28 protein-coding genes are annotated in these 25,582 nt (G+C 72.9%); 16 read left to right on the top strand and 12 right to left on the bottom strand.

Going from position 1 to position 25,582, the window contains the following annotated elements; translation table 11 throughout:
* Positions 1-77 precede the first annotated feature (77 nt).
* The 7 genes from ACFV6X_RS05260 to ACFV6X_RS05290 all read right to left on the bottom strand — a co-directional run bounded on the left by ACFV6X_RS05260 (position 78) and on the right by ACFV6X_RS05290 (position 7,768).
* Positions 78-599: a hypothetical protein gene (locus ACFV6X_RS05260; RefSeq protein WP_385377900.1), complete on the bottom strand. Its 522-nt coding sequence runs from the start codon at positions 597-599 to the stop codon at positions 78-80.
* Positions 599-2,230, bottom strand: coding sequence for an MFS transporter (locus tag ACFV6X_RS05265; protein WP_385377902.1), 1,632 nt, complete (start codon positions 2,228-2,230; stop codon positions 599-601). The genes ACFV6X_RS05260 and ACFV6X_RS05265 overlap by 1 nt, the downstream gene beginning before the upstream one ends.
* An 87-nt stretch (positions 2,231-2,317) precedes the next feature.
* Entirely contained in the window at positions 2,318-5,023 is a 2,706-nt protein-coding gene (locus ACFV6X_RS05270; protein WP_385377905.1) for a LuxR C-terminal-related transcriptional regulator, read from the bottom strand.
* A gap of 127 nt (positions 5,024-5,150) precedes the next feature.
* Positions 5,151-5,999 (bottom strand): aldo/keto reductase, encoded by an 849-nt coding sequence (locus ACFV6X_RS05275; protein ID WP_385377907.1) that lies wholly within the window; start codon positions 5,997-5,999, stop codon positions 5,151-5,153.
* An 88-nt stretch (positions 6,000-6,087) separates the two neighbouring features.
* Positions 6,088-6,339: a hypothetical protein gene (locus ACFV6X_RS05280; protein WP_385377910.1), complete on the bottom strand. Its 252-nt coding sequence runs from the start codon at positions 6,337-6,339 to the stop codon at positions 6,088-6,090.
* A 37-nt stretch (positions 6,340-6,376) separates the two neighbouring features.
* Positions 6,377-6,832 carry a hypothetical protein gene (locus ACFV6X_RS05285; RefSeq protein WP_385377913.1) on the bottom strand — a complete coding sequence of 152 codons (456 nt, stop codon included), beginning with the start codon at positions 6,830-6,832 and terminating at the stop codon, positions 6,377-6,379.
* 372 nt (positions 6,833-7,204) lie between these two features.
* Positions 7,205-7,768: a PadR family transcriptional regulator gene (locus ACFV6X_RS05290; protein WP_385377915.1), complete on the bottom strand. Its 564-nt coding sequence runs from the start codon at positions 7,766-7,768 to the stop codon at positions 7,205-7,207.
* Positions 7,769-7,913: 145 nt separating this feature from the next.
* Here ACFV6X_RS05290 and ACFV6X_RS05295 point away from each other — a divergent pair, with 145 nt between their 5' ends.
* Positions 7,914-8,306, top strand: coding sequence for a nuclear transport factor 2 family protein (locus ACFV6X_RS05295; RefSeq protein ID WP_385377918.1), 393 nt, complete (start codon positions 7,914-7,916; stop codon positions 8,304-8,306).
* A gap of 14 nt (positions 8,307-8,320) precedes the next feature.
* Here the strand turns inward: ACFV6X_RS05295 and ACFV6X_RS05300 are convergent, their stop codons facing one another.
* Positions 8,321-8,611: a zinc-ribbon domain-containing protein gene (locus ACFV6X_RS05300; RefSeq protein ID WP_385377921.1), complete on the bottom strand. Its 291-nt coding sequence runs from the start codon at positions 8,609-8,611 to the stop codon at positions 8,321-8,323.
* A gap of 224 nt (positions 8,612-8,835) precedes the next feature.
* Between ACFV6X_RS05300 and ACFV6X_RS05305 the strand changes: the two genes are divergently transcribed.
* The 12 genes from ACFV6X_RS05305 to ACFV6X_RS05360 all read left to right on the top strand — a co-directional run bounded on the left by ACFV6X_RS05305 (position 8,836) and on the right by ACFV6X_RS05360 (position 16,871).
* Positions 8,836-9,078 (top strand): DUF6411 family protein, encoded by a 243-nt coding sequence (locus ACFV6X_RS05305; RefSeq protein WP_385377924.1) that lies wholly within the window; start codon positions 8,836-8,838, stop codon positions 9,076-9,078.
* 133 nt (positions 9,079-9,211) lie between these two features.
* Complete coding sequence (locus ACFV6X_RS05310; protein WP_385377927.1) at positions 9,212-9,676, top strand: SRPBCC family protein; 465 nt, start codon at positions 9,212-9,214, stop codon at positions 9,674-9,676.
* A 139-nt stretch (positions 9,677-9,815) separates the two neighbouring features.
* Positions 9,816-10,421: a hypothetical protein gene (locus ACFV6X_RS05315; protein WP_385377930.1), complete on the top strand. Its 606-nt coding sequence runs from the start codon at positions 9,816-9,818 to the stop codon at positions 10,419-10,421.
* A gap of 82 nt (positions 10,422-10,503) precedes the next feature.
* Positions 10,504-10,821 carry a hypothetical protein gene (locus ACFV6X_RS05320; RefSeq protein ID WP_385377932.1) on the top strand — a complete coding sequence of 106 codons (318 nt, stop codon included), beginning with the start codon at positions 10,504-10,506 and terminating at the stop codon, positions 10,819-10,821.
* 180 nt (positions 10,822-11,001) lie between these two features.
* Complete coding sequence (locus ACFV6X_RS05325) at positions 11,002-11,496, top strand: DUF2617 family protein (RefSeq protein ID WP_385377935.1); 495 nt, start codon at positions 11,002-11,004, stop codon at positions 11,494-11,496.
* A complete protein-coding gene (locus ACFV6X_RS05330) occupies positions 11,493-11,894 on the top strand; it encodes a DUF4247 domain-containing protein (RefSeq protein ID WP_385377936.1) in 402 nt (133 codons plus the stop codon). Before ACFV6X_RS05325 ends, ACFV6X_RS05330 begins: the two co-directional genes overlap by 4 nt.
* 79 nt (positions 11,895-11,973) lie before the next feature.
* Positions 11,974-12,411, top strand: a complete 438-nt coding sequence (locus ACFV6X_RS05335; RefSeq protein WP_365450312.1) for a DUF350 domain-containing protein — start codon at positions 11,974-11,976, stop codon at positions 12,409-12,411.
* A gap of 10 nt (positions 12,412-12,421) precedes the next feature.
* Positions 12,422-14,020 carry a polyamine aminopropyltransferase gene (locus ACFV6X_RS05340; protein WP_385377940.1) on the top strand — a complete coding sequence of 533 codons (1,599 nt, stop codon included), beginning with the start codon at positions 12,422-12,424 and terminating at the stop codon, positions 14,018-14,020.
* Positions 14,021-14,120: 100 nt separating this feature from the next.
* Entirely contained in the window at positions 14,121-14,771 is a 651-nt protein-coding gene (locus tag ACFV6X_RS05345) for a hypothetical protein (RefSeq protein WP_385377943.1), read from the top strand.
* 68 nt (positions 14,772-14,839) lie between these two features.
* Complete coding sequence (gene dhaK, locus ACFV6X_RS05350; RefSeq protein ID WP_385377946.1) at positions 14,840-15,832, top strand: dihydroxyacetone kinase subunit DhaK; 993 nt, start codon at positions 14,840-14,842, stop codon at positions 15,830-15,832.
* A 39-nt stretch (positions 15,833-15,871) separates the two neighbouring features.
* Positions 15,872-16,471 (top strand): dihydroxyacetone kinase subunit DhaL, encoded by a 600-nt coding sequence (gene dhaL / locus ACFV6X_RS05355; protein WP_385377949.1) that lies wholly within the window; start codon positions 15,872-15,874, stop codon positions 16,469-16,471.
* Complete coding sequence (locus ACFV6X_RS05360; protein ID WP_385377951.1) at positions 16,464-16,871, top strand: PTS-dependent dihydroxyacetone kinase phosphotransferase subunit DhaM; 408 nt, start codon at positions 16,464-16,466, stop codon at positions 16,869-16,871. Before dhaL ends, ACFV6X_RS05360 begins: the two co-directional genes overlap by 8 nt.
* A gap of 69 nt (positions 16,872-16,940) precedes the next feature.
* Here the strand turns inward: ACFV6X_RS05360 and ACFV6X_RS05365 are convergent, their stop codons facing one another.
* The gene (locus tag ACFV6X_RS05365) at positions 16,941-17,654 is read right to left on the bottom strand and encodes a glycoside hydrolase family 75 protein (RefSeq protein ID WP_385377954.1); all 714 of its coding nucleotides are present in this window, start codon (positions 17,652-17,654) and stop codon (positions 16,941-16,943) included.
* A gap of 366 nt (positions 17,655-18,020) precedes the next feature.
* On the opposite strand from ACFV6X_RS05365, the gene ACFV6X_RS05370 reads away from it, so the two are divergent.
* Complete coding sequence (locus ACFV6X_RS05370) at positions 18,021-19,001, top strand: fibronectin type III domain-containing protein (protein WP_385377957.1); 981 nt, start codon at positions 18,021-18,023, stop codon at positions 18,999-19,001.
* A 168-nt stretch (positions 19,002-19,169) separates the two neighbouring features.
* Positions 19,170-19,715: a hypothetical protein gene (locus tag ACFV6X_RS05375; protein ID WP_385377960.1), complete on the top strand. Its 546-nt coding sequence runs from the start codon at positions 19,170-19,172 to the stop codon at positions 19,713-19,715.
* 7 nt (positions 19,716-19,722) lie between these two features.
* Here ACFV6X_RS05375 and ACFV6X_RS05380 read toward each other — a convergent pair whose 3' ends face one another.
* From ACFV6X_RS05380 to ACFV6X_RS05390, 3 genes are all read right to left on the bottom strand, one after another.
* Positions 19,723-20,274, bottom strand: a complete 552-nt coding sequence (locus ACFV6X_RS05380; protein ID WP_365450334.1) for a PadR family transcriptional regulator — start codon at positions 20,272-20,274, stop codon at positions 19,723-19,725.
* Positions 20,275-20,303: 29 nt separating this feature from the next.
* Positions 20,304-22,319 carry an FAD-dependent oxidoreductase gene (locus ACFV6X_RS05385; RefSeq protein WP_385377963.1) on the bottom strand — a complete coding sequence of 672 codons (2,016 nt, stop codon included), beginning with the start codon at positions 22,317-22,319 and terminating at the stop codon, positions 20,304-20,306.
* Positions 22,320-22,419: 100 nt separating this feature from the next.
* Positions 22,420-22,794 carry a hypothetical protein gene (locus ACFV6X_RS05390; RefSeq protein ID WP_385377966.1) on the bottom strand — a complete coding sequence of 125 codons (375 nt, stop codon included), beginning with the start codon at positions 22,792-22,794 and terminating at the stop codon, positions 22,420-22,422.
* Positions 22,795-23,092: 298 nt separating this feature from the next.
* Between ACFV6X_RS05390 and ACFV6X_RS05395 the strand changes: the two genes are divergently transcribed.
* Entirely contained in the window at positions 23,093-25,171 is a 2,079-nt protein-coding gene (locus tag ACFV6X_RS05395) for a SpoIIE family protein phosphatase (protein ID WP_385377969.1), read from the top strand.
* Positions 25,172-25,582: the final 411 nt, after the last annotated feature.

Raw genomic sequence — 25,582 nt, forward strand, 5'->3', positions numbered from 1 at the left:
GCGGCCACCCTGCGATCGTCCACCCCTGGGTCCCGTGCGGCCTCACCCCGTACAGGTGACCCGGCGAACCACCGGGATCAGTGAGTCACCACGAGTTTGAACGTGACGATCAGCATGCCGATCACCAGGTTCACCAGCGCGGCCCCGGCCACCAGGCGCGTGCTCGCACCGGTCCGGAGCGCCGCCGCCACCGACCAGCCCACCTGCCCGGCCACGGCGACACCGAGCGACAGCCACACGGCGCCCTGCTCGTCCAGGCCCAACAGCGGGCTGACCGCCACCGCCACGGCGGGTGGGACGGCGGCCTTGACGATCGGCCACTCGTCACGGCAGACGTGCCGGATCACCCGGCGGTCCAGGCGCTGCTGCGCCAGACGCGCCCCGAACAACTGGGCGTACACGTGGGCGATCCAGAACACCACGCCCGTGAGCAGCAGAAGCACCACGAGCTCCACCCTCGGGAACGAGCCGAGGGTGCCGGCGCCGACCACCACGGAGGCGGCGAGCATCGAACCGTAGACACCGCCCGTGTAGTCGGCGTGCGCCCGCCGCTCGCCCGCATCCCCGGCCCGGTCGGGGCTGTGAGGGGTCCTGGACATCAAGGGCTCCGTTCCGGCTCCGGCCCCCCGGTCGCGGGCGTCGGTTCCACCTTCCTCCGGGCAGTCCCGGCGGTCGGCAGATGCCGCGTGACCAGGAAGCTCGCCAGTGTGACGCCGCCGACCGCGAGGACGGCCGCCCGCAGGCCGCCGAGCTGCGCCTGCGCGTAGGAGCCGGTGAGGGCCTCGACCTCGGCCGGAGGGAACCCGGCCCGTTCGGCGGCCGAGCGCACCTCGTCGGCCGGGACGAAGCTGACTCCGGCTTCCAGGGCGACGCCGGTCTCCTGGCGGGCCTGGTCCGACAGACGGGGGTCGTCCTCGACGTGACTCATGAAGGCCTGGGCCAAAGCGCCCACGAGGAGGGAGCCGATGAGGGCCGTGCCGAACGCGGAACCCAGGTTCTGGGCGGTGAACTGCAGGCCTCCGACCTCGCTGCGCTCCTCCTCTCCCACGCCGGACTGCACGACGTTGCCCAGCTGCGAGGCGAGCAGGCCCATGCCGACGCCCAGGACGGCCATGGCCCCGAAGAACTGGGCGTCGTCGATGACCGGGTCGATGGTGGCCAGCAGCCATACGACGGCCACCAGCAGCGACAGCAGAGCCAGCCGGACCACCGTGCGGGCGCCCAGCCTCCGACCGAGCCGGGCGGCCCCGAGCGAGGTCACCAGCATGGTGACCGAGACCGGCAGCAGGCGCAGCCCCGTCTCGAAGGCGTCGAAGCCCTGCACCACCTGCAAGTACAGCGGGATGGCGAAGAACAGGCCGAGCAGGATGAGGTTCTGGCTCAGCAACACCATCAGCCCCGACCTCAGCGGTGGCCGCCCGAGCAGGGACAGGTGCACCAGCGGGTCGTCGCCGCGGGCGGCCCGGTGCCCCTCCCAGGCACGGAAGAGGGCGAGGACGACCGCTCCGGCCGCGATCACGAAGAAAGTGGGCGCGAAGCCCAGCACGGTGAACGGGGGATTGCGGGGCTGCACCCATCCCCAGGTGCCGCTCTGCAGCACACCGAGCACGCACAACCCGAGCCCGGCCGCCGACAGCGCCGCGCCGAGGAGGTCCAGCCGGGGTCGTCGCCCACTGGGAGCGGTCTTCGGGATCGCCCGGTGGAAACACAGCACGGCCACAACGACGACGACCTCGCCGGCGAAGACCAGCCGCCAGGTGAGGTACGTCGTCACCCATCCGCCGAGCAGCGGGCCCACCGCGATCCCCGCGCCGGCCAGCCCGCCGATGACGCCGTAGGCGACGGGACGGTCGCGTCCCCGGTAGGACTCGGCAACGAGCGCGGCCATGGACGGCAGCACCATGGCCGCGCCGAGCCCTTCGATCACGGACCAGCCCAGAGCCAGGACTCCCAGGGTGGGTGCCACGGCGGTCAGCGCCGATCCGGTGCCGTAGACGACCATCCCGATGAGGAAGACGCGCCTGCGGCCCAGGATGTCCCCCAGCCGGCCTCCGACGACCATGAAGGCGGCCATGACCAGGGCGTACAGCGTGATGACGGCCTGGATGGCGGTGACCTCGGTGTCGAAGTCCTCGACCAGCCGGCTGATGGAGACGTTCATCACGGCGGTGTCCAGCACCATCAGGAACTGTGCCGTACCGAGGACGATCAGCGCGCGCCAGTGCTTCACGGGTTCATCGCAGCAGTCGGTGAGGACGGGCGCCTCACCCTCCACGGGCGAGGTGGAGCGGGGAGGGCGCTCGGCCGGTCCCCGAGTTCACAGCAGCCGCAGTTCGCGGGCCCGGCGCACCGCGTCGCCGCGCCGGTTGACCCCGAGCTTGCGGTAGGCGCTCTTGAGGTGGGTCTTCACCGTGTTCACCGAGACCTGGAGGTCCGCGGCGATCTCCTCCGTCGACATCATCCGGGCCAGTCGTCGCAGCACGTCGCGCTCGCGAGCGCTCAGCTCCTCGACGACGAGCGCCGCGGGCACCTCCCGTGCGGAGGGCCCCGAGCGGGGGCCCGGGGTCAGCCAGCCGTAGGTCAGCTCGCGCAGCGGTTCCGCGCCGAGCAGGGGGCGGACCCAGGGGCCGGCCTCCAGGAACGGCCTCCGCAGCTGCTCGCGCCGGGCGTCGAGGAGTGCGCGGGCGACCAGGCGCCGGGCGGTGCCGGTGTCCCCGGCCTGGTGGGCGGTCTGGGCCCGCACCAGGGTGGCCCGCACGGTCACCGCCGGACCGGGCCGGTCGTCGCCCGGCAGGTTGTCCAGAAGGGACCGGGCCTCGTCTGGTCGGCCCGCCGTGAGATGTGCGCGTGCCCTCTCGACGGCGCAGACCGTCCGGCGGTCCGACGCGCGTTCGAGGTCCCGCAGAGCCGACTCGGGGCGTCCCTCGGCCAGGTGGGCGGCGGAGGCGATCAGGGCGACCTGCTCCTCGGCCCAGGGCGAGGTCACGGCGGCGGGGACGGCGGCCTGCGCCGTCTCCCGTGCGGCCCGTGCGTCTCCCTTGGCCAGCAGCAGACGACCCCGGATGACGGCGTGGCCCGCCTCCGTCACCGGATCGCGGAACCCGCGGTCGGGGTCGCCGGCCTCCTTGAGGAGCGCCTCGGCTCTGCCCAGTTCGTCGCGGTCGACGGCCACGGCGGCCAGGACCAGCCGACCGATGCCGGAGCCGGCCTCCTTCGGCAGGCCGTGGCGTTCCGCCTCGGCCGCCGCGGCCTGTGCCTTGCGCTCCGCCCGGCCGTGCCAGCCCGTGAGGTAGTCGATCAGCGCGAGATGGTTCGACGCTTCCAGGCGGGCCGGCGCCGTCGGCGCGCCGCCCGGGCACCCGGCGACGGCGTTCAGGGCGGCGCGCGCGGCGTCGAACCGGCCGGCCCACAGCCTGGCGGAGCCGAGGTGCGTCAGCAGCAGCGCGGTGAACTCGGGATGCGCGTCCAGAAGCCGCGCGGGAACGTCCTGTCCGGCCGCTTCCGCCGCCCGCACCGCCCGTTCCGCTCTGGGCGGGGAACCGGTCAGCCGCGCGGCCAGGACCTCCAGCAGGGCGCAGCTCAGCCGAGCCGCGCCCCGGTCCCGGTCGTCCCGGTCGTCCCGGTCGTCCCGGTCGTCCCGGTCGTCCCGGTCGTCCCGGTCCAGGGCCTGCCCCGCCTGGTCCAGGTGGAGCAGACCGTGCCGGAGATCGCTGTGGGCCAGCTCGCGGGCCGCGCGGACGAGGTCCGCGGCCGGACCGGCTGCCTCCGGGCTCATCCGCCCGAACAGGTCGGAGAGATTCTGCGAGCGCAGGCCGGTGAAGAGCTGCCCGATCGCCAGGTCGTCCACCAGGGCCCGGGCGGTGAACTCCCAGTCGTCCGCGGCGGCGCCCTGGGCGAGCGCTTCCGGCAGGGCCCCCGACCCGCGGAGCCAGCGCGCCGCCCGGCGTCGCAGTTCCGGCTCCAGCCCCGGCGCCCGCTCCCGCAGATGAGCCCTGAGGATCTCCGCGAACAAAGGGTGCAGGCAGTACCAGGACCGGCCCAGCCGCTGGAGGAACGCGTTCTCGCGGTGCAGCGCCGCCAGCTGGTGTTCCGCGTCGGTCCGCGACGTCAACGCGTTCACCAGGTCGGGGCAGAACCGGTCGAGGACCGCGACCCGCAGCAGCAGGTCCTGTGTCTCGGCGGTCTGCTGTTCCAGCACCTCGGCCAGCAGGAAGTCCGCCACCGTGCTGCGACCGGCCTCGAACTCCTTGAGATACGTCTCCGGATCCGGGCTCTGCCCGGCGGCCAGCGCGCACAGCCGCAGACCCGCGGCCCAGCCCTGGGTGCGCCCCACCAGCGCCCGCACCGCGCTCGGGGGCAGGGACAGCCCGTGCAGCGTCAGCAGTTTTGCGGCCTCCTCGGGGGTGAAGGCGAGATCCGCGTTCCGGATCTCCGTCATCCGGCCCGACGCGCGATACCGGTGCAGCGGCAGCAGTGGCTCGGCGCGGGTGACGAGGACCAGCCGGAGCCCGCGGCCGGCGTGGTCGAGGACGAAGCGCAGCTGCTCCGCGACCTCGGGGGTGGTCACGCGGTCGTACTCGTCGAGGACGAGCACCACGGGGCGGTCCCGGTCGGCGAGTCCGGCGGCGAGCCGGGCCAGCAGCCCGCCGTCCACGCTGCCGGCCTCCGCCGGGCTGCCGACCTCAGAGGTCACCGGCATGCCGGCGCCGTGCAGCGCCTCCAGTACGTACGCCCAGAAGACGCCGGGAGCCCGGTCGGCGGCGTCGCAGGTCAGCCAGGCAAGGGGGTGTCCGAGGCCGGCGGCCCAGTCGGCCACCAGGAGGGTCTTTCCTCCGCCCGCCGCCCCGTTGACCATGGTCAGCGGCGCCGACAAGGCCTGGTCGAGGCTCCTGGTCAGGCGCTCCCGGCGCAAGAAGGTGGCGGGCCTCGCGGGCGGGGCCAGCCGGGTGCGCAGATACGGCACTCCCGCCGGATCGACGCGCCAGGACGCCGGCTCCTCGTCGTTGTCGTTCCTCACCGTCACGGCGCTCACCACCGTCGTTCGTCAGGTGGTCGGGGGCAGCGCTAGCCCCTTCATGATCCCAGCGTTCGGGCGCACCCGCATGCCCAGCCGGGCCGGTGACCCGCGCGCCTGCGTCAGGCCGGTGCGCTCATGCCACTGAGCCCGGTGCGCTCATGCCGTCCAGGCGGGCGAGCTGGGCCGGCGACAGGTCGAGCTCGGCCGCGGCGACGTTCTCCTCCAGGTGGTCGACGCGGGCGGTGCCGGGGATGGGGCAGATCACACGTGAGTGGGCGAGCAGCCAGGCGAGGGCGACCTGGGTCGGTGTGGCGCCCAGGTCGTCCGCCACGGCGGCGATCTCCGCGTGTGCGCCGGACGTGCCGTGCGCGACCGGCCGCCATGGCAGGAAGGCGATGCCCGCCGCCTCGCAGGCCCGGAGCACCGGCTCGTGCTCCCGGTCGAGCAGGCTGTACCGGTTCTGCACGCTGACGACGTCGACGACGGCGCGTGCCTGGTCGAGGTGGTCGACGGTGACCTCGGAGAGTCCGATCCGACCGACCTTGCCCTCGGTCTGCAACTCCCTCAGCGTGCCGAGTTGTTCGGCCAGTGGGGTGTCCGGGTCGACGCGGTGCAGCTGGAGCAGTTCCAGCCGTTCGACGCGCAGTCGGCGCAGGGCCTGGTCCACCTGGTCGCGCAGGACGGCCGGACGGCCGTCGAGGCGCCATTCCCCGCCCGGTCCGGTGCGGGCGACGCCGACCTTGGTGGTGACGAGCAGGTCGTGCGGGTAGGGGTGCAGCGCCTCGGCCAGGAGTTCCTCGTTGGCTCCGCCACCGTAGAGGTGGGCGGTGTCGATCAGGGTGATTCCCAGTTCGACCGCCCTGCGGGCCACGGCGAGCCCGGTCCGGCGCTCAGCCGCGGGCTCCGTCGGCAGGTGCATCGCCCCGAAGCCCAGCCGTCCCACGGTCAGTTCCCCGCCGATGTGGAAGATGTTCGCCGCCATGCGCGGTCCGCCCCCCCTCGTCCGAGGGCGAACGCTACCAACCGGGTCGTGCCGCACCGGCCCGGCCGCGGGCGCGCCGGTGGACGTATCAGCGGGTGGCCGTGAGCAGCGTGGCGAGGACGGCCCCGGTACCGACCGTGGAGGCGAGACTGCCGCCGGAGGTGGTCGTCGTGCCGGTGCCGCCTGTGGTGCTGCTGCCGGGCCTCCCGCCGCCGGACGTGCCACCCGTGGACGTCCCGGGCATCCGGAAGACGCCGGCCGGCATGAACCGCCGCGTCGTCACCCTGGAGGACGGCGTGCTGCTGAGCTTCGGACCGCCCACTCCCCTGGTCGTCGACATCCTGGTGCACCGGGTGCACCAGCGAGGAGCGGGCGCCTCAACCGCCCAGCACCTGCGGCGCGTTGTCCTTGAGGTGGGCGTTCGCCCAGCGCAGCTGGCGCAGGGTGTCGGGGTGACACTGCCGTACGAGGTCCAGCAGCCGTTCGTCGGCGCTCGCCTGGGCCGCCTGGGCGACCAGCTCCCAGTCGAGGGAGACCTCCGACGCCCGGACGTGCACCTCACGCAGGTCGCGCAGCAGGAGCAAGCCCGCGTCCGGCTCGGCGTCCTGGGCGTGCCGCCCGTGCGCGGGCTCCTGGTCCTGGACGAGGTCGACGCCGTAGCGTCCGCCGACGGCGGCCAGTTCGCGCAGATGGCGGCGGGACCAGGCGGCCAGGTCGAGGGCGAGGTGGTGGACGTCTTGGGCGGACCTGTGGTGCTCCGCCGTCCGCAGCAGGGTGCGCACCAGCTCCACCTCGGCGTCGTGCAGTTCGCGCAGTGCCAGGCCGATCCTCATCAGCGGTCTTCCGTCCCTTCCGGTCGTGCGTCCTCGCCGGCCACCGCCGCCGCGTGACGGGGCAGAAGCGGCCGGCGTGGGGCATTCGGCCCCGCACGCCGGCGATCCGCCCCGTCCCGGACGGCGTTGCCGGCGCGTCCCGGGGGAAGTGCGGCACCGGCGCCGGGCGCGGGCGGCGCCCGACGCCCTCGGCCGGGCGCGTGTCGACCCGCTCCGGGCGGTCACCGTCGCGCCCGTACGGCGTTCGGGCGTCCTGGGGGGCGGCGATCCGGTCCAGCCGCCGCCCCATCGCGTTCCCTCGCCGTCCGGCCGGAGCCCTCGACACCATGTGCCGGGCCGGGTTCCCCTCGCGGCGGTGCCGAACCCCTCGGCTCAGCGCGCCGCCGCGCGCTGCTCCAGCCGCCGCAGCGCCAGCTCGCTCCAGCGCAGATTCTCCCGCTCGAAGGACATGCCGCGCAGCAGCGTGAGATACGGCCCGATCCGCTCGGCCCGCGCGAAGTACTCGTCCTCCGTGCGCCCGTCCAGGAGCCGCTCCCGGGTCCGTTCGTAACGGGCGAGCTTGGCGGCGGCCCACTCCCGGCGCTCGGTGACCGCCGCGCGCACGGCGTCCAGGTCGCCGACGTCCGCGCACTGCACCTTGACCAGCAGCTCGTCCCGGATCGCGGTCGGGCGGGCGGGGGGCTCGGCGACGTAGGCCCGGACGGCGGCGAGGCCGGCCTCGGTGAGGGAGAAGAGCCGCTTGTTGGGGCGCCGCTCCTGCTCCACCACCCGGGCGGCGACGAGACCCTCGCTCTCCATGCGTTCCAGCTCCCGGTAGAGCTGCTGAGGCGTGGCCATCCAGAAGTTGGCGACGGACGCGTCGAACCCCTTCGCGAGGTCGTACCCGGTCGCCTCGCCCTCCAGAAGTGCGGCCATCACCGCGTTGCGCAATGCCATCGCGCCAAGCTAGCACCGCGTTGACTAGTCAACGAGTTGACCACACGGACCCTGGACAAGCCGGTCGGCGCACCCGTAGCCTCGCAGCCACCTATTCAATTCGTTGACTATCCCGTCGACTACCCGAGTGCCCGAGGTGAGCCCTATGCACCCCTTCCGTCAGGCGGTCGAACGCAAGGACATGGACGCCGTGGCGGCCCTGCTGGCCGACGACGTGGTCTTCACCAGCCCCGTCGTCTTCAAGCCGTACACCGGCAAGGCCATCACCGCCGCGATCCTGCGCGCCGTCGCCGAGGTCTTCGAGGACTTCGCCTACGAGCGGGAGATCGGCGCCCCCGGCGCCCGCGACCACGCCCTCGTCTTCACCGCGACGGTCGGCGGGAAGCAGCTCCAGGGCTGTGACTTCCTGCGCGTGGACGAGGCCGGGAAGATCGAGGAACTCATGGTCATGGTCCGCCCGCTGTCGGCCGCCAACGCCCTGGCCGAGGCCATGGGCGCCCGCTTCGACGCCATCGCCCGGGAGGCGGCCGGGACCTGACGCGGAGTCCGGCCTCAGGACTGGTACGGCTGCTGCTGCGGCTGCCCGTACGGCTGACCGCCCTGCCCGCCCGCCGCCTGCGCCTGCAACTGCTCCGCCTGCTCCTTGGTCACGCGCTGTTCCGCACCGCAGAACGTGCACTGGGTCGCGTACTTGGTCGAGAACGGGAACAGCGGCACGAAGAACAACGTGAACTTCGTGACGCGCTTCCTCAGGGTGTGCGCGGCGGGATTGCCGCACCGTCCGCACAGCAGCGTCAGTATCGCGATCTGGTACAGGTATCCCTTGGTGCCGAAGATGATCATTCGGTCGTTCCTTCCCGGGGCGGCGACTGCCGGCTGCGAGCCGGCGAGCGGCGCGGAGCGCTCACGGAACACAGCCTCGTACACACCGGCGCACTGGGCCAAATGGCGGTGCGGACGGCGATCGCGAGTCCGGCGGCACGGTCCTGACCCTCAGGACACGGTGCGTGTTCATGGTGGACCGGGGAATGCGGTTCCGGTATCCGCAACCGTGACCAGGGAGTCTCATGATGATCGTCGGCGTGATATTCGCCTGCTTGGTGCTCGTCGTCCTCGCCTTCCTCCTTCCCCGTCTCTCCAGGCATCCGCAGAACGGCGCACAACGCACCCTCGGTTTCGGGTCGCGTGCCGGTTCGAAGGCGCCCGGCGTGCTGGGCCGGCTCTTCAGCAAGCCTTTCCGGTCCAGTTCCCGGGCCCTCGGCCGCAGCGGTTCGGCGGGCCGCCGGGCGCGTGGCCGTATGCCGTTCTGACCCGGAGGCAGCCGAACACAGCGATGTCCCGGCCGGTGCTGTCAACCCGGCCAGATCGGGTACTCGCCGCACGTGCCGAGATCCGCACGGCAGGCCGGCGGCCTGTCGCCCACGATCGCCAAGGAGGTCGGACATGAGCACGGTCAAGGAAGCAGTGGAGGTCGAGGTCCCCCTGCACACCGCCTACAACCAGTGGACGCAGTTCGAGGAGTTCCCCAACTTCATGGAGGGCGTCGAGGAGATCAGGCAGCTCGACGACACCCACAACCACTGGGTCACGAAGATCGGCGGCGTACGCCGGGAGTTCGACACCGAGATCGTCGACCAGCTCGCCGACGAGCGGATCACCTGGCGCACCACGTCGGGTGACACCCGCCAGAAGGGCACCGTCCGGTTCCAGCGCGTGGACGACTCGCACACCCGCGTGGAACTGGTCCTGGACGTCGAGCCCACGGGCGTTGTGGAGAAGACCGCGGACATGGCCGGGGTCATCGACCGGCGCGTGAAGGGCGACATGCGGCGCTTCAAGGACTACATAGAGCACCGCGGCGGTGAGAGCGGAGCCTGGCGCGGGCGCGTCAAGCCCGGCCCCTCCTGACCCCGACCGGCCCGACCCCCGAGAGCGAGCCCGGCGCCTGTCGCGCGCGGGCACCCTCGGGGGTCTTCGCCTGCGCAACCTTCCTGGGGTCCCGGGTGTCATAGGAGATATCGGAAACATCCACACCTTGGGGGATGCAATGGCGCGAAAAGGGACTGTGAAGAGGCCCACGAAGGGGACGGTGTGGGTGACGCTCGCACTGGTCGGCGCGACGTCGGTGGTGGCGGTCACCCCGGCCCAGGCCGCCCCGGCGGCCCGTACGGCGGCGACGGCGTGCCCGACCGGCTGGGGCAGCACGGTCGAGTCCCGTGCGGCCGGCACGACGGAGTCGGTGACGAACGTCAGGACCGGCCGTCAGGCCTGCTACGACCGGATGGTCGTCGACGTCCCCGGCGCGGGCACCAGCGGGCTCGGCTACTGGGTCGGCTACGTCGACCGGCTCCACCAGGACGGATCGGGCACCGTCATACCGGTGTCCGGCGGAGCGATCCTCGAGGTACGGGTCACCGCACCCGCCTACGACCCCGAGACCGGCGCGCCGACGTACCCGGCCCGCGCGGGCCGCCCCCTGCCGGGCGTGGACCTCACCGGTTACCGCACCTTCCGGGACGCCCGGTTCGCCGGCAGCTTCGAGGGCGACACCCAGATCGGCCTCGGCCTGCGGGCGCGGCTGCCCTTCCGGGTGCTGGTGCTGAGCGACCGCGTCGTGGTGGACGTGGCGCACAACTGGACCGGGACACGCTGAGACCGGCGGCTCGCCGCCACAGGTCTCTCAGTCCGGATGAAGCTCGCCCGACTCCACGAGCCAGGCGAGCTTCGCCAGTGCCATGCGCGTGCCGGCTGGGCACGCTCCGGGAGACCGGGCCCCGCGCGATCATGCCGTTCCCGGCGTCACCGTCAGCGGCGACACCGTCGACGCGGCCGGCCGTCCCGGCATCGGCATCACGTTCGAGGAGCGCGGTTCTGCCATCCGCAATGAATGGATCCTCGACCGCACGAGCCTCGCCTTCCTCGGTGACGGCGCCTACTTCACCGGTCACCACGGCGGTCCCGACGTGCTCTTCCACACCAGCGCGGTCCTTGGACGCACGGTGACGGACGGCGTCGGCCGGCCGGCGGCGGGCAAGGACCCCCTGACGGCCTGACACACCTGACGGGGTGCGGCCACGGCCCCCTCGCCGCTCCCCCGACCCCACGTCGCGGCCGACTACGCGTGTGTCATACTCGGCGGCATTCTGCATGGTCCAACTCGGGGGAACTTCGTTGAGGTTGCGGTGTGCGCGCTCCGTCGCGGGGGCGTGGGTCAAGTGCCGGGGCTGTGCCGGATGAGCGGCATAGCCCTGGCCGCGCCGTATCTCGACACCGACGCCGACCAGTTGTCGTTCGCGCTCGGCCATCCCCCGTACCCCGCGCTCGCGGTGCGGGACCTGACGGTCGGGGGACTCGATGTGCAGCTCAGGCTGCTGGGGGCCTCGCACCAGGTCTTCGCGGGGCCGGTCGGGGAGACCGTGGCCTGTCTGCCCGGCGTCGAGGGAGGCCTGCCGGACACGGCGGAGCACGAGGCCGACGGCTGGAACTACCACTTCGGCACGCGCGTGATGCGCTTTCCCGCGGGCGCGTTCGGCTCGCGGGTGGCGAGCATCCTCGGCCGGACGGAGGCACATCCGCACGCGCTGTGCGGGATCTTCCCCGGCTCCCCGGAAGCGGTCACCGCGCTGACCGTCGAGTGGCAGGGCACTGGACCGACCTGGCGTACCTGGCACACGTATCCGCAGAGCCGCACGATCGTGGCGACGCACACCCGGCTGGAGGTCCGTTGAAGACCGCCCGACGCCTCGGCGTCCTGATCCTCGCCACCGCGGCGCTCGCCGCCTGTTCCGACGGCGGCTCCGGCGGCAACGCCGTGCCGGCGAGCTGGATCCGCAACGAGTACCGGGCAGGCGGCGGGGGGTACGTCGACAGGGCCGACCCGGTGACCACCGTCGCGGGCGAGATAGACAAGCACACCTCGGCCCAGGACCGCACCACCAGCGGCTCCATGGTCTTCCTGCGCTACCGGGACGACATCGTCGCCGTCAGCCCCTACGCGGGCGGCAGCCGGATCGAGATGGACGACTACCGCAGCGGCTATCACCGCTGGCGGCCGCACCTGAGCTCGGTGTGGCCGGATCCCGACAGCGACTCGTTCCGTGGCGGAGGCCCCGGCTCCGGCAAGTGAGCCGCCGCACCGACCGCCACCACCGCACGCACCACAAGCCACCGCAGTACACCTGTCCGCAGTCCCCGAAAGGCACCCCGTGGCAGAGATCTTCGAGTCCGCAGGCACTGCCCTGCTCTACGGTCTGGTCGGCTTCGTGGTGATGGCGGTCGGGTTCATCGCCCTCGACCTCGTCACCCCCGGCAAGCTGGTCCATGTGGTGTGGACGGAGCGCAACCGGGGAGCGGCGGTCCTCCTCGCCGGCCAGACGGTGGCGATCGGCCTCGTCATCGACCAGTCCATCCGGGCCAGCGAGTCCGAACAGGGCCTCGGGTACGGCCTGTTCAGCACCCTGCTGTACGGCCTGGCAGGCGTCGTCGTGATGACCCTGATCGCGTGCGTGGTCGGGCTGCTGACGCCGGGGCGCCTCGGCCACACCGTCCTGGACGACCAGGACGGACGCCCGCATCCCGCCGCCTGGGTCCAGACGGCCATGTACATCGGTACGGCCTTCATGGTCGGCGCAGCGGTCTCCTGAATCCGGCACCGTGAGTACCACCGCCCTGGATCGCGCCGATCCGGCCGTCGCGCCCGCGCCCGCGGGACACTCGCGGGCGGCGCGTTTCCTGCTGCTGCTCGCGGTGTTCGTCTGTGCCGCCTGCGGTCTGGTCTACGAACTGGCGCTGACCGCGCTGGGCAGTTACCTCATCGGCAACTCCGTGACGCAGACCTCCGTGGTCATCTCCGTCATGGTCTTCGCCATGGGGATCGGCTCGCTGGCCGCCAAGCCCCTGCAGCGGCGCGCGGTCGGTGCCTTCGCGCTGCTGGAGGGCGCGCTGGCGCTCGTCGGCGGCCTGTCCGTGCTCGTCCTGTACGTCACGTTCGCCTGGCTGCGGATCTACATGCCGGCGATGGTGACCGTGTCGTTCGTCGTCGGCCTGCTCATCGGGGCGGAGATCCCGCTGCTGATGACGCTGCTCCAGCGGATCAGACGGCAGGAGGCGGGCAGCGCGGTCGCCGACATGTTCGCCGCGGACTACGTCGGGGCGCTCGTCGGCGGACTGTGCTTCCCGCTGCTGCTCCTGCCCACCTTCGGGCAGCTCAGGGGAGCCCTGGTGGTGGGCGCGGTCAACGCCGTGGCCGGGGTCGTGGTGGTGCTGTGGATCTTCCGCCGGGAGACCCGGCGCGCCGTGCGCCTGTCGCTCCTGGCCGGGGCCGGCGCCGTGCTCGCCGTGCTCGGCACGGTCTACGTGCTGGCCGACGACATCGAGGTGACGGCACGTCAGCAGCTGTACCGGGACCCGATCATCCACGCCGAGACCACGCCGTACCAGGACATCGTCATCACCCGGTCCACCGCGTTCACGGGCCGTGCCGACACACGGCTGTTCCTCAACGGGGACCTGCAGTTCTCGTCCGTCGACGAGTACCGCTACCACGAGGCGCTCGTCCATCCGGCGCTGTCGGGCAGGCGCTCCTCGGTCCTGATCCTCGGTGGCGGCGACGGTCTCGCCCTGCGCGAGGTGCTGCGCTACCAGGACGTCGAGGAGGTCACTCTGGTCGACCTCGACCCGGCGATGACCCGGCTCGCCCGCACCTTCGGGCCGCTGTCCGACCTCAACGGCGGCGCGTTCGCCGACCCCCGTGTCACCGTCGTCCACGCCGACGCCTTCAACTGGCTGCGGGACGCCGGCCGGCGCCATGACGCGGTGGTCATCGACTTCCCGGACCCGGACACCGCAGCGCTGGCCAAGCTCTACAGCGTCGAGTTCTACCACCTGCTCCGGCACGCGCTGAAGCCCGACAGCCGGGTGGTGGTGCAGGGCGGGTCCCCGTTCTTCGCCCCCAAGTCGTACTGGTCCATCGCCACCACCGTCGAGAAGGCCGGGTACCGCACCACCGAGTACCAGGTCGACGTGCCCAGCTTCGGCAACTGGGGTTACGTCCTCGCCTCCCCCGGCCCCGACGGGCCGGCACCCGTGCTGGAACTTGCCAGGGACACGCCACGGCTGCGGTTCCTGGACGACGCCGTGCTGGAAGCCGCCTCCGTCTTCCCCGTCGACCGCCGCCCCCAGGACGTCCGGGCGAGCACCCTGATGGATCCCGCGGTGCTGGAGTACACACGGCACGAGTGGCAGAACTACTGATCGGGCCCACGACCGGCCACAGGGCCGGAACGCCGAGTCGGACGGCTGCCGAGGAGCGGTCGGCCTGGGCGCGGGTACTCGGCGTGCCGGGAGGTGGCGCATGGACGGCGGCGGTCAGGCTCCGGCTCGCCCGAGGGCCGAGCCCACACGGCGGGTACGGCTGCGCTTCGACGGCTGGATCGCGGGGCTCGGGACCTCGTCCGGCACCCGGGTCGTGCTCGGGCACTGGCCCGGGTCCCCGTTCGGGCCGTTCAGCGACGTGATGCTCGAACGTCCGGACGGGCCCCGGGTCCTGCTGGCGCCCTCCCCGGAGATCGCGCGGTTCGTCGCCGCCACCTACACCTTCGACGACGTCCAGGTCGTCCCGGTCCGTGTGCAGGTCGCCGGGGCCGAGTGGAGCGTGGCGGCGGCGGCGCTGCACCTGCGTTTCACCACCGGCCGGCGAGGTCCCCTGGGGCACCTGCTCGGCGCCGTGCCCCCCTCCCTCGCCGCCCGTCCGGCCTGGGCCGCGGCCATGGCACCGCCCGCCCGGCTGCTGGGCCTGCGCACATGTGGCAGCGCCCGCGACGGCCGACGTGAGTGGTACGGCGCCCAGGACCTGCGCGGGATCACCACCGCCACCGCCACCTACGAGGGCGAGGACCTCGGCTCGCTCGCCCGGGTGGCACCCCCCGTACGTTTCGGGTTCGGCTCGACCCCCGGAAGGCCGTGCGTCGTGCGCGTCACCACGACAGTGGCCATGCGCACGTGACCTTCGCTGTCACAGGGCCGATACTGCCGACAGGGGTGCTCCCGACCGTTTCAGCAGGAGGCACGGCCATGAAGATGCTCATCAACGTCCCCGAGACCGTCGTCGCGGACGCGCTGCGGGGTATGGCGGCGGCCCATCCGGAATTGACCGTCGATGTCGAGAACCGGGTGATCGTGCGGCGGGACGCGCCCGTCCAGGGGAAGGTCGGGCTCGTCTCCGGCGGCGGCTCGGGGCACGAGCCGCTGCACGGCGGATTCGTGGGCCCGGGCATGCTGTCGGCCGCCTGCCCCGGGGAGGTCTTCACGTCACCCGTGCCCGACCAGATGCTGCGGGCGGCCGCGGCCGTGGACAGCGGGGCCGGGGTGCTGTTCGTCGTGAAGAACTACACCGGTGACGTGCTCAACTTCGACATGGCCGCCGAGCTCGCCGACGACGAGGGCATCCAGATCGCCAAGGTGCTGGTCAACGACGACGTGGCCGTCACCGACAGCCTCTACACAGCCGGGCGGCGGGGCACCGGCGCCACACTGTTCGTCGAGAAGATCGCCGGCGCCGCCGCCGACGAGGGTCAGCCGCTGGAGCGGGTCGAGTCGATCGCGCGGCAGGTCAACGAGAGCTCGCGCAGCTTCGGCGTGGCGCTGAGTGCCGTCACCACGCCCGCCAAGGGCTCCCCCACCTTCGATCTGCCGCCGGGCGAGCTGGAGTTGGGCATCGGCATCCACGGCGAGCCCGGCCGGGAGCGGCGGGCGATGATGACCTCGCGCGAGATCGCCGACTTCGCGGTGCACGCCGTTCTGGAGGACCTCGACCCCCGCAATCCGGTGCTGGTTCTGGTCAACGGCATGGGGGCGACGCCCCTGCTGGAGCTGTACGGCTTCAACGCCGAGGTGCAGCGGGTGCTCGCCGACCGCGGTGTCGCCGTCGCCCGCACCCTCGTCGGCAACTACGTGACCTCCCTCGACATGGCGGGCGCCTCGGTCACCCTGTGCCAGGTCGACGAGGAGCTGCTGCGCCTGTGGGACGCGCCGGTGAGCACGCCGGGGCTGCGCTGGGGCATGTGAGACGGGACGATCAAGGTACCTACCACGCAAGGAGACCCAGTGCTCGACGCCGACTTCTTCCGCCGTTGGATGACGGCGACCGCCGCGTCCGTGGACCGCGAGGCGGAACGGCTCACGGCCCTCGACTCCCCCATCGGGGACGCCGACCACGGCAGCAATCTGCAGCGCGGGTTCACCGCCGTGGTGGCGGTACTGGAGAAGGAGGCCCCGGGCACGCCGGGCGCCGTCCTGATCCTGGCGGGACGGCAGCTGATCTCGACGGTCGGCGGGGCCTCCGGGCCGCTGTACGGCACGCTGCTGCGCCGCACGGGCAAGGCGCTCGGCGACGCCGCCGAGGTCGACCCGGCGCAGCTCGCCAAGGCCCTCCGCGAGGGCGTGGACGCCGTGATGACGCTCGGCGGGGCGGCGCCCGGCGACAAGACGATGATCGACGCGCTCGTGCCGGGCGTGGACGCGCTCGCCGACTCCTTCGGCGCCGCGCGGAGCGCCGCCGAGCAGGGCGCGCTGGCGACGACCCCGTTGCAGGCCCGCAAGGGCCGGGCCAGCTATCTGGGCGAGCGGAGCATCGGGCACCAGGACCCGGGCGCCACCTCGTCGGCGCTGCTGATCGCTGGACTCGCGGAGGCCGCCGGTGAGTGACGAGAAGCTGGTCGGGATCGTGCTGGTGTCGCACAGCGCTCAGGTGGCCGCGTCCGTGGCCGAGCTGGCGAAGGGGCTCGCGGGCGGGACGGCGGTGCCCGTCGCCCCGGCGGGCGGCACCGAGGGCGGCGGGCTCGGCACGAGCGCGGAGCTGATCGCGGCCGCGGCCGCGTCCGTGGACCGTGGGGCCGGGGTGGCCCTCCTCACCGACCTCGGCAGCGCCGTCCTGACCGTGAAGGCGCTGCTGGCCGAGGGCGACGAACTCCCCGCCGGGACGCGTCTGGTGGACTGCCCGTTCGTCGAGGGCGCCGTCGCGGCGGTCGTCACGGCGAGCACGGGAGCGGACCTGGACGCGGTGGCGGCGGCGGCCTCCGAGGCGTACAACTACCGGAAGGTCTGAGTCCTCGGGACGCCCTGTCGAGCGGCGACGGGGACACGGGCGGGTCGCCCCGGCCGTGCCCCGGCCGCCCTACCCCCTCGGCTGGCCGCCGTCGACGAACCGCCGGGCCAGCCGCTGCCCTTCCGCCGCCGCCGCGGCCTGGTTCTCGATGGGCGAGATCCGCGAGCCCTTGAAGACGACGTAGGTGACGCCGGAGTCCGTTCCCCCGCCGCGCGGGTCGGGCGAGATGCCGAGGGCCTCGGCGGCGGCGTACGACGCCTCGCCGATGACCTCGTGCGGCCCGGTGTCACCGACGACCGCGTACTGGACCCGGTCGCCATGGACGAGGGCCACCACGGATCCGTCGCGCACGCCGTGCTCGCGGTAGTCCCAGATGCGGCTCGGGACGGGCACGACGACGAAGGGCAGGCGTTCGGCGTTCAGATGGCGGCCGTCGGAGGCCTGGAAGGCCGTACCGGCGGAGAAGTACGGGTCGGTGCGGCGGTTGCAGTGGCGGCCGGGGCGCCCGTCGCAGTCGATGTCCATGTCCGCCGTCCAGAAGACGGCGTCGCGGGTGCCGCAGACGGGGACGGTCGCCGGGCTGCCGGCGTCGGTGCGGTAGCGGCCCCCGGACAGGGGAGTGCAGTCGCGCACCGCGGCCAGCAGCTCGTCCGCGCGGACGGGACTCTCCGCGGATCTCTCGTGCCGTGTGCGGGGTTCCTTGGGCGGGTGGGCGGTCGAGGAAGTCGCCGGGGCGAGCAGGGCGGCACTTGCCGCGGCCAGCGCGAGGGACTGGACACGCACGATAAGGGACTCTCTGCTGGGGGACACTGACGATCGCTCAGCACCATCGGATGCTGTTTCCGATCATGGGGCCACCCGAGGGGTCCGGACGGTGCACGCCACGCCCTTCCCACCCGGGAGCCGGGGGCCCGAGCCCGTGTCGACTCCGGCCTCCCGGCCGCCCCGCCCGGTGCGGCATCGGCGACGACAGCGAATCCGCACCGGGGGCACGAACTCCCCTTCTCCCAGGTTGAGTTCGGCCGTGCTTGCTTCAGCATACGGAACGGCGCGGAGTGCTCGGCACGAACCGCCCTCTTGATGTGGCCGCGTCAGTGGCGTCATATTGGTCCGGACCATTGCCGCCGCGCCGTCCCTGGAGGCCGAGTCGTGCGACGCGTTCCCGTGCCCGTTGCCCTGGCCCTCGGCGCGCTGCTGTTCGTCCCGTCCTGCGGCTGGGGCGGCACGGGCGACGGCGACGAGGGGCGGCTGCCCGCCGCGCCGACGGGGGTCACCGCGGCGGCGGGCAGCGCGACCAGCGTCCACGTGATGTGGAACGCGGTGTCGTCGCGGGACGTCAGCGGCTACGAGGTGTACCGGGGCGCCACCAAGGTCCAGGAGGTCCCGGGCTCCGCGCACATGGTCGACGTCACCCGGCTGGATCCGTCGACGACGTACGTCTTCACCGTGCGGGCCCGGGACGCCGAGGGGCGGCTCGGGGCGCGCAGCCGTGAGGTGCGGGCGCGGACCCCGGCCGCCGTCGCGGCCGACGCCTCGGCCCCCTCCCGGCCGGGCGGCCCGCGCGGGCGAGCCGCCGGAAGCCGGGCCGCGCAGCTGTCCTGGACCGCGTCGAAGGACGACCGGGGCGTGGCCTCGTACGACGTCTACCAGGGCGCCGCGAAGATCCACAGCGTCGGCGGGGGGCAGACCGCGACCGTGCTGACCGGGCTGCGGCCGGGCACCCGCTACACCTTCACCGTCCGGGCGCGGGACGCCGCGGACAACGTCTCCCCCGCGAGCGCCGCCGTCCGGCTCACCACCGCGCCGGGCACGGACGACGGGCGGGACACCGCGCCGGCCGACTTCCGCGCCACGATCCGGCGCGCCGACGGGGCCTACCACATCGACCTGTCGTGGGTGCCGCCCGAGGTGGACGGGGTCGTCACCGAGTACCAGGTCCAGCTCGACGGCCGTCCGGCCACCTCCCTGGTCTTCGGCGGGACCCCGCCCCGGGGCCGCGCCACGTACAGCTTCTACATCGGGCAGGAGGCCGGGGAGAGCCATCGGGTGAGGATCCGTCCCCGGCTGCCGGACGGCACCTGGGGCGGCTTCTCGGCGGAACGGACGGTGACGACCGGCGAGGGACGCTGAGGGCCCCTCACGTCCCCCGGACGCCGGTATCTGTCACCTGAGCGGGTGCGGTCCCCATGCGGGCCGGGCCGGGGACACGTTGGCTGCGTCTGTGAGGCAGCACGGGCGTTCCCCGACCTAGGCGGCGCAAGGGATGTACCGCCAACCGTGCCGCCGGAGGGCAGTCCCATGCGTACTTCTCAGCCTCTCCTCGGGGCGGCCGTGGCAGCCGCCGCGCTGCCCCTGGCCCTGGTCGCCGGGCCGGCCGCCGCGAACACCGGGATCTCCGTGAGCACCAACGGCTCCACGGTCTCGGTGACGACCAGCGCGTGCACCCAGCTGAACGGCAGATGGGGCACCGCGTCCATCCTCAACAGCAACCAGGCGAACTTCGCCCAGGGCCGCCAGGTGGTGCTCTCCGGTTCGACCGCCCAGCAGGGCTCGGCCTGGACGAACGTCACCCCGGGCACGTACACGGTCATCGTCATGTGCTCCAACGGCAACACCGCCGGAACCCAGTCCGTCGTCGTCTCCGGCGGGTCCACGCCGACCCTGTCGGCGACGGCCAGGGCCACGGTCACGGCCTCGCCCACCCGCGGTGTGGTCGGCGGTGTCGGCGGCGCCACGCGGGACTACGGCGCGCTGACGCTGGTGGGCGGCGGGGCGCTGGTGGGTACCGCGGTGATCGCCACGGTCTGGTTCCTGCGCCGCCGCTCGAAGCCGTACCGCCTCTGACCGCCGCCTAGCCGTCCTGCTCCGGGGGCAGCTCGGCGAACTCCGCCAGGGCGTGCTCCAGCCAGCGCGCCCAGAAGGTCTCCAGATCGATACCGGCCCGCAGCACCAGGTGCTGGAGCCGGTCCTGGGGGCTGTCCTTGCCGGGCGGGAAGTCGCGCCGCTCGATCTCCTCGTACTCCGCCAGCTGGACCCGGTGCAGGTCGAGATGGCGGCGCAGATCGGCCTCCAGGCCGGCCGTGCCGACCACGGCCGCCGCGCGCAGCCGCAGCAGCAGCGTGTCGCGCAGCGGCCTCGGATCCTGGGTGGCGGCGGTCCAGCGGGCCAGTTCGGCGCGGCCCGCGGGCAGCACCTCGTAGCTCTTCTTCTGCCCGCGCGCCGGCTGCTCTGCGGGCAGGGCCCGGATCAGCCCGTCGGCCTCCAGTTTTCCCAGCTCGCGATAGATCTGCTGATGCGTCGCCGACCAGAAGTAGCCGATCGACTTGTCGAAGCGGCGGGTCAGCTCCAGCCCCGAGGACGGCCTTTCCAGCAGGGCGGTGAGGATCGCGTGCGGGAGTGACATGGGGGCCATCCTAGGGACGTCCCCGGCGCCTACAGCACGGCCGCCAGTTCGGTGCCCTGCTTGATGGCGCGCTTGGCGTCCAGCTCGGCTGCCACGTCGGCGCCGCCGATGAGGTGCGCGCTGCACCCGGCGGCGATCAGCTCCTCGTACAGGTCCCGGCGTGGCTCCTGCCCGGTGCACAGGACGATGGTGTCGACCTCGAGGACCGTACTGGTGTCGCCGACGGTGACGTGCAGTCCCGCGTCGTCGATCCGGTCGTAGCGCACGCCGGGGACCATGGTGACGCCGCGGTGCTTCAGCTCGGTGCGGTGGATCCAGCCGGTGGTCTTGCCGAGGCCCGCGCCGACCTTGGTGGCCTTGCGCTGGAGCAGATGGACGGTGCGGGGCGGGTCGGGCCGCTCGGGGGCGGCGAGGCCGCCGGGGCCCTCGTAGCCCATGTCGACGCCCCACTGACGGAAGTACGTCGCCGGGTCCTCGTGCGCCTTGTCGCCGCCGTCGGTGAGGTACTCGGCGACGTCGAAGCCGATGCCGCCGGCGCCCAGGACGGCGACGCTGTCGCCGACGGACACCTCGTCGCGCAGGACGTCGAGGTAACCGACGACCTTCGGGTGGTCGACGCCGGGGATGTCCGGGGTGCGCGGGGTGACACCGGTGGCGACCACGACCTCGTGGTAGCCGGCCACGTCGGCGGTCGCCACGCGGGTGTTCAGGCGTACCTCGACCCCGTGCGCGTCGAGCTGGTGGCGGTAGTAGCGCAGCGTCTCGTCGAACTCCTGCTTGCCGGGGACCTTGCGGGCGACGTTGAGCTGCCCGCCGATCTCGCTCGCGGCGTCGAACAGCGTGACCTCGTGGCCGCGTTCGGCGGCGCTCACGGCACACGCGAGGCCCGCCGGGCCCGCGCCGACGACGGCGACGCGCTTGCGCAGCCGGGTCGGGGACAGGACCAGCTCGGTCTCGTGGCAGGCGCGCGGGTTGACCAGGCAGGAGGTGATCTGCCCGCTGAAGGTGTGGTCGAGGCAGGCCTGGTTGCAGCCGATGCAGGTGTTGATGGCCTCGGGTCGGCCGGCCGCGGCCTTGGCGACGAAATCCGGGTCGGCCAGCATCGGGCGGGCCATGGACACCATGTCGGCGCAGCCGTCGGCCAGCAACTCCTCGGCCAGCTCCGGGGTGTTGATGCGGTTGGTGGTGACCAGCGGAACCGACACCTCGCCCATGAGCCGCCGGGTGACCCAGGTGTAGGCGCCGCGCGGCACGGAGGTGGCGATGGTCGGGATGCGGGCCTCGTGCCAGCCGATGCCGGTGTTGATGATGGTGGCCCCGGCGGCCTCGACGGCCCTGGCGAGGGTGACGACCTCGTCGAGGGTGGAGCCGCCGGGGACGAGGTCCAGCATCGACAGCCGGTAGATGACGATGAAGTCCTCACCGACCGCCTCGCGCACCCGCCGGACGATCTCGACCGGGAAGCGCATGCGGTTCTCGTACGCGCCGCCCCAGCGGTCGGTGCGGTGGTTGGTCTGCGCGGCGATGAACTCGTTGATCAGGTAGCCCTCGGACCCCATGATCTCCACGCCGTCGTAGCCGGCCTGCCGGGCGAGGCGGGCGGCGCGGGCGTAGTCGTCGATGGTCCGCTCGACCTCCGCGTCGGACAGCTCACGGGGCGGGAAGGGGCTGATCGGGGCCTGGAGAGGGCTCGGGGCGACCAGGTCCTCGTGGTACGCGTAGCGGCCGAAGTGCAGCAGCTGCATCGCGATCCGGCCGCCCTCGCGGTGCACCGCGACGGTGATCCGCCGGTGCTGGGCGGCCTCCTGCTCGGTGGTGAGCTTGGCGCCGCCCTCGTACGGCCGGCCCTCGTCGTTGGGCGCGATGCCGCCGGTGACGATCAGGCCCACTCCCCCGCGGGCCCGGGCGGCGTAGAACTCCGCCATGCGCTCGAAGCCGCGCTCGGCCTCCTCCAGGCCTACGTGCATGGAGCCCATCAGGACGCGGTTGGGCAGGGTGGTGAAGCCCAGGTCGAGCGGGCTCAGCAGATGCGGGTAACGGCTCATGGCCCCTCCGTGCGCGGTGACGTCCCTCTGTTGTAGAGGACCGCGCACGGTTTATGCAACTAGTTGCACAACGGAGGGGCTGTCCGTCGCGCCACATCGGTCAGCGGCTCTCCAGCCGTACGTGCAGCTCCCGCTCCTGGTCGCCCGAGGCCGTGCTGAGGTCGTGGACCCTGAACAGGTCGTGCAGGGTGGTGCGGAAGCGGTCGATCGCCCAGTACCCGCCGTGCGCGTCGGCCTCGACGGAGGCGGAGAGCCGGGGGGCGGTGGGGTGCGCGCCCTCGTGCGGCGTGGCGACCTCGAAGGTGCCGAGCCACACCGTCGGCCGGACCTCGTGCCAGTCCTGCGGTACGTCGTCGGAGCACCGATCCGAGTCGAAGTACGCGCACAGGCTGTCGAAGACGATCCGGGCGTCCTCCTTGCTGCATCCACTGATCTCCAGAGAGACCGATTCCGGGTGCAGTCGCTCACTGTCCATCGTGGTGGCTCCTCTCGTGGCCGCGCTGCGGTACGGCAGGCGAGTTCCCACGCGGCGCCGTGCCGCACTCCCAGAAAACCACCACATTCCGGGATGTACAGCCCCGCGGAGAACGGAGGTCGACCGGGCCGCCTCGGACGGGCCACGCCGATCCCACCCCATCGCCAGACACCCCCAGTCATGTTGAGGGATGGTGGAGTAGGGCGGTGGTGGCGTAAGAGAAATGGTTGAGGGCGGGCGGCAAGGGGAGTCGGCACGGGACGGCGTGCCGTGGCGGAAGGCGAAGGCGGTGCGTGCGATGGGACCGACCGGGCCACCGGTGTCCGACGGGGCCGAGCCGGGCAGTGCGCCGGGGCGGCCCAGCGGGCTGCTCGACGTGCTGGGCGTGGCCTCGGTGGTGCTGGACGCCCAGGGCCGCATCGTCCTGTGGAGTCCGCAGGCCGAGGAACTGTTCGGCTACCCGGCACAGGAGGCGCTCGGCGCGTACGCCGCCCGGGTGATGGTGCACGAGGAGCACCTCGAGCTGGTCAAGAAGCTGTTCGCCGACGTCATCGCCACCGGCAGGGGCTGGGCCGGCGCCTTCCCGGTGCGGCGCAAGGACGGCAGCACGCGCCTGGTGGAGTTCCGCAACATGCGGCTGCTGGACGACCAGGGCGACGTCTACGCCCTCGGTCTCGCCGCCGACCAGGCGACCGTGCGCCGGCTGGAGCAGGACGTCGCCCTGTCCACGCGGATGATCGCGCAGTCACCGATCGGGCTGGCCGTCCTGGACACCGGGCTGCGCTACGTGTCCGTCAACGCTGCGCTGGAGCGGATCAACGGCGTCCCGGTCGAGGAGCACATCGGCCGGCAGGTCGGCGAGGTGCTGCCGATGCTGGACGTGGGTTCCCTGGACGCCGCGTTGCGGCACGTCCTGGAGACCGGGCGGCCGCTGGTCGACCATCCCGTCTCCGGCCGTACCCCGGCCGACCCGTACGAGGACCGTGCCTGGTCGGTCTCGCTCTACCGGCTGGAGGACGCCGTGGGCACGGTGCTGGGCGTGGCCAAGTCGGTCAGGGACGTCACGGCGGAGCGCCGGGCGGGCATCGAGGCCGAGTCCGCGCGGCGTCGGCTGGCGCTCATCGCGGACGCCTCGGCCAGGATCGGCACCACGCTGGAGCTGGACCGCACCGCCAGCGAGCTGGCCGACGTCGCGGTGCCGGAGCTGGCGGACGTGGCCGCCGTGGATCTGCTGGACTCGGTGATCGGCGGCCGTCGCAGCAGCACCGACCCGTGCGAGCCGGCCGTGATCCGGGCGCTGGCCGTGCGGGCCGACAACGCGCCGGAGGCCATGCAAGCGGCCGACACCCCCGGACAGGTGGCCCGCTACGGTCCCGACCGCCTGGTCACCGAGTGTGTGCGCTCGGCGCGGCCGGTCATGATCCCGCAGGTCAAGGACGTGGATCTGCCGCGCATCGCCCGTTCCCCGGAGGCCGCCGCCCTGCTGGCGCGCGCCGGCGTCCACTCCTATCTGGCCGTCCCTCTCATCGCGCGCGGGGAGGTGCTCGGCGCCCTCGACCTCAAGCGCATCAACAATCCGCTGCCGTTCAGCGAGGACGATCTGCTGCTCGCCCGTGAACTGGCCGCCCGGGCGGCGGTGCAGATCGACAACGCCCGCTGGTACCAGAACGCCCGTGACACCGCCATCACCCTCCAGCGCAGCCTGCTGCCCACGCATCCGTCCGTGACCGGCGGCCTCGAAGTCGCCTCCCGTTACCAGCCGGCCGGCGCCGCCACCGAGGTCGGCGGCGACTGGTTCGACGTCATTCCCCTGGACGGCGGCAAGACCGCGCTCGTCGTGGGTGACGTGATGGGCAGCGGCATCACCGCCGCGGCGACCATGGGCCGGCTGCGCACCGCCACCAACACCCTGGCGGCGCTCGACCTCGACCCCGCGGTGCTCCTCGAACACCTCGACCGGATCACCTCGGATCTCGACCACTCCATCGCGACCTGCGTGTACGCCGTCCACGAGCCGCGTGACGGGCGCTGCCTGATCGCCAACGCGGGCCATCTGCCGCCCGTCCACGTCCGCCGCGACGGGGCGCGGGAACTGCTCGACCTGCCGACCGGCGCGCCCCTGGGCGTGGGCGGCGTCGAGTTCACCACCACGGTCTTCACGCTCGACCCCGGCGACGAACTCATCCTGTACACCGACGGTCTGGTCGAGACCCGCACCCACTCCCTCGACGAACGACTGGACACCCTGCTGGGCCTCCTCGACGACCCGGCCCGCCCCCTGGAGGAGGTCTGCGACCTCCTCGTCCGCACCTTGCACCACCCCGACAACCACGACGACGTGGCGGTCCTCATCGCACGCGCCCAGCCGAGAGATTGACGCGGACAGGGACACGGCCCCGGGGCCGGACCGGGACCGGCGGCGACCCGGCGGCCCCCTCTCGGGCAAAGCCGAAGTTGGTGCGCTCCGGCACCCGAGAAGTGCCCACACGCCACCACAACGCCCGCCGAAGGCAGAGCCGGGGCCGCCACCGGCCGGGCGCGCGCCGGAGGCACAGCCGGGGCGGTCGGACGCCTGCCGGAGACAGAACCGGCGCGAGTGGCAGAGCCGGGGCGGCCGGACGCCTGCCGGAGGGAGAATCGGGGCGCCCGCCATGTGCAAAGCCGGTACGGCCGCCGGAGGCAAAGCCCGGGCGGCCGGCCACGCACCCGCCGGAAGCAAAACCGGGGCGGCCGGGCGACTACCGGAGGCGGAGCCGAGGCGCCCGCCGGAGGCAAAGCCCAGGCGGCC

This window comes from Streptomyces sp. NPDC059861, assembly GCF_042731435.1.
In the GTDB taxonomy this organism is placed as follows: Bacteria; Actinomycetota; Actinomycetes; order Streptomycetales; family Streptomycetaceae; genus Streptomyces.